The following is a 2,976-nucleotide window of genomic DNA, read 5'->3' as shown; positions in this document are numbered from 1 at the left end:
CCGCTCGCCGCGGTCGGCTCCGCGCCATCGCCCGGAGGTCACGGGGGGCGGTGCGCCCGCCGGCCGAACTGCCGGCGAACGGGCGCGTGCTCTCGGTGCAGAAGGCGCTCGCCCGGCTCGGCTACGGCCCCATCAAGGTGGATGGTCGCCCCGGGACCGAAACGCGCCTCGCCATCCAGCGCTTCCAGCGCGACCGCAACCTGCCGGCCGACGGGGAGATGTCCGACCGCCTGGTGCGCGAGCTGTCCGCAGTCACCGGCACGGCGGTGAACTGATGCGGCTGAAGAGCGCCATCTTCGTCTCGGCGCTGCTGCGCCAGATTCAGGTGGAAGGCGCCTTCGCCACGGTGGCGCGGCGCGGCGCCGAAGAGGCGGGCGCCATCTTCGTCAAGGTGACGCCCCGCGACGGCACCGCCGCGCTCTATGGCCCCGCGCCCCAGACCGCCTTCGACGAGGCGTTTCCGGCGGCGCGCAAATTCGCCGTCGTCTTGCCGCCCGGCAGCCCCGAGGCGAATGTGGACGCGCGGCTTGCGCGCGAACTGAAATACGATCCCGACATCTATGTGGTGGAGATCGAGGACCGGGCGGGGCGCCATTTCCTCGACATCGTGCCCGCCTGAAAGCCGCGCGCCAAGCGTGGTTAATGCGTCGTTAAGGTCGGCGAAACAATAACCGTAAAACGGACGTTGTTCGCAGGCATCCGACCGAAAGGAAGAGGGGCATGAGCACTGTCATTCAGTTCGACGCCAGCCGGCGGCGGCCGCCGGCTGCGGACTTTCCTGGCGACAAGGTGCAGCTTGTCGGACCCGTGGTGGTGATACTCCCCGTGGTGCGCATTGAACGCCATGGGCCGGAGGTCCAGGTTTCAGCGCCGTCGGCGCGTGCGGCTCCGGGCGCCAGCTGCAAGGGCCACTAAGTGGCACCGACCCAAACGAACGGGCCCGCTGGCCCGGCGTTACGACGGGCCGGCAGAGCCCATGTGTAACATCTTTAGGCTACTCGCCGGCGTATTTCGGTGCTTTCGGCTCGCTCCGCTCTCCTGGCTCGGCCGGGCGCGCCTTCTTTCCCCGCAGCCATCTGAGCAAAGGCCGCTCCACCGTCAGATACACGAAATGCCCGAATGCAAGGGCGCCGATGACCGCGGTGAAGAAATAGATCACTCCAGTCTGTTCGAGCGGGAAAGGCGAGAACTTCGCCACCGCGATCTGGATCGGGCGCTGGATGAAGCGGTGGGCCAGATAGAGAGAATAGGAGCTGTCGCCAAGGGCGACGCCGAAGCGCGGCAGTTTCGCCTCGATGCGGTGCGGCAAGAGCATGATGGCGGCGAACGCGATCATAGCCGCGGGCACGCCGGCGGTGATCCAGCGTTTGAGAGGGAGGGGCTTCGGCGGAGTGTTAAGATAATAGAGCAGCGCGAAGCCCACGACCGCGAGCAGAATTGCCCAGATCAGTGGCACCGGCAGCTTACCGTAGCGCTCGTAGAGCATGGCTATGATCAGGCCGAACGCGAACTCCAGAATGATGCTCGTGGTCCACACGAAGAATGCGGGCGGCGCCCCGGCCGGCAGTACGAATCGCGCCATGGTGAAGCAGATCAGCACCAGGATGGCGAGCGGCCCCACGAACCGCTTTGGCGCCAGCATGCAGAACGCGAAGATGCAGTAAAACAGCATCTCGAAATTGAGCGTCCAGCCGAGCGCAAGGATCGGCTTGATCTGTCCATCGAATGGGCGCGGGTAGGGGATGAACCCGTAAGTTGCGAGAACGTGCCGCCAATCCACCCCGGTGACATTCACGCCCGAGGGGAAGAAGACGATGATGAGCAATGCGAGCGTGGTGGCAAGATAATAGAGCGGCACCACGCGGATGATTCTGTTCTTGGCGAAGGTTGCCACTGCGCCGGGCTGGTCGAATAGCTTGATGCTCGAGTGATAGATAATGAAACCACTGATGATGAAGAAAAGATCGACCCCGTTGGAGAACGCTTTGGTCGGGAATAGCGGCTGCAGCTTGAAGAATTGCTGCGCCTCAATAGAGGCGTGCGAGATCACCACGAGCAGGGCAGCAATGGCGCGCAGATACTGGACCGACACCAGTTGCTCGGACCGAGGCTGAGTCGTTGGAACGGACATCTGCGGCCTCATTCGTGCAGTCGATTGGGATTCAATCTAAAGTCGTGTAGGGAGCCGGAAAAGTACCGGCGTTTTCCGGGATGGCGGAAGCGTGGAATTCCGCGGATTGGCTTTATCCCGCGCCTGTTGCCGCGCGAGGGCAATTTCAAGCACGTTCCAGATTTGTAGAATGACGACGCCTATACCATCCTCGGACTAAATGAGCCTAGCATTCGCCCGCGCGAGGCGTCCAGTGTGGTGCTGCACAGCAGCAAAGCAGGACACGCCCCGTACGGCCTCAGCCGGCCTCGCCGCAGCCCGCCGCCTCCAGCTGCTTGCGCACCCCGGCCCGCATGCCCCGCTCGCGCACGAACGCCCGCACCATCACCACGCCTTCCACCGAGGGGGAGACGATCACCAGCCGGTCGGCGGCGGTGATTTCCTCGTCCTCCGGCAGCGCCGCCTTCTGTGCCGCGGTCATGAGGTCCAGCTCGATCACCGCCCCCGCCGCCTGGTCGCTCAGCGCGTAGAAAGCGAGCCCCTCGGCGGTATAGAACGACACCGAGGTATAGTCGGAGGTCGCCGGAACCCTCACCTTCACCGGCCGCTGCGACAGGTCGTAGAGGCAGACCGCCGAGATGAACGCCGGGTCCATCATCGGCAGCACCGCCTCCTGCGGCGTCGGGTCCGGCAGCATCACCATCATGTTGCTCTCGGCGAGCTCGGACAGGCGCGCATAGGCGTTGCGCTCCGCCAGCGCCGGCATGGCGAGGATGGAGATGATGTGGGGCGATGCCCGCCAGCACCACCGCCACCGCCGCCGAGAGCAGCAGCCCCGCCGGCCAGCGGGGCGATCCGCGCCAGGA

Annotated in this window: 4 protein-coding genes; 2 read left to right on the top strand and 2 right to left on the bottom strand. The window is 65.1% G+C overall.

Annotation, left to right across the window (positions count from 1 at the left end; translation table 11 throughout):
- Positions 1–275: peptidoglycan-binding domain-containing protein (locus AC2W7M_RS22925; protein WP_486135184.1), on the top strand; the 275-nt coding region annotated here is incomplete at its 5' end.
- Complete coding sequence (locus AC2W7M_RS22920; protein WP_486135182.1) at positions 275–619, top strand: DUF1491 family protein; 345 nt, start codon at positions 275–277, stop codon at positions 617–619. The genes AC2W7M_RS22925 and AC2W7M_RS22920, both read left to right, overlap by 1 nt.
- Before the next feature lie 375 nt (positions 620–994).
- Here AC2W7M_RS22920 and AC2W7M_RS22915 read toward each other — a convergent pair whose 3' ends face one another.
- Positions 995–2,092 carry an acyltransferase family protein gene (locus AC2W7M_RS22915; RefSeq protein ID WP_486135180.1) on the bottom strand — a complete coding sequence of 366 codons (1,098 nt, stop codon included), beginning with the start codon at positions 2,090–2,092 and terminating at the stop codon, positions 995–997.
- Positions 2,093–2,408: 316 nt separating this feature from the next.
- The gene (locus AC2W7M_RS22910; protein WP_486135186.1) at positions 2,409–2,891 is read right to left on the bottom strand and encodes a DUF1254 domain-containing protein; all 483 of its coding nucleotides are present in this window, start codon (positions 2,889–2,891) and stop codon (positions 2,409–2,411) included.
- Between the last annotated feature and the right edge of the window lie 85 nt (positions 2,892–2,976).

The sequence above is a fragment of the Xanthobacter sp. BG11Y11_SDJG genome, from assembly GCF_057364445.1.
This window is presented reverse-complemented; position numbering and strand designations above follow the sequence as displayed.

Bases quoted from the DNA above. Each gene is read 5' to 3' on its own strand.
- AC2W7M_RS22920 (WP_486135182.1), top strand. From the start codon at position 275: ATGCGGCTGAAGAGCGCCATCTTCGTCTCGGCGCTGCTGCGCCAGATT.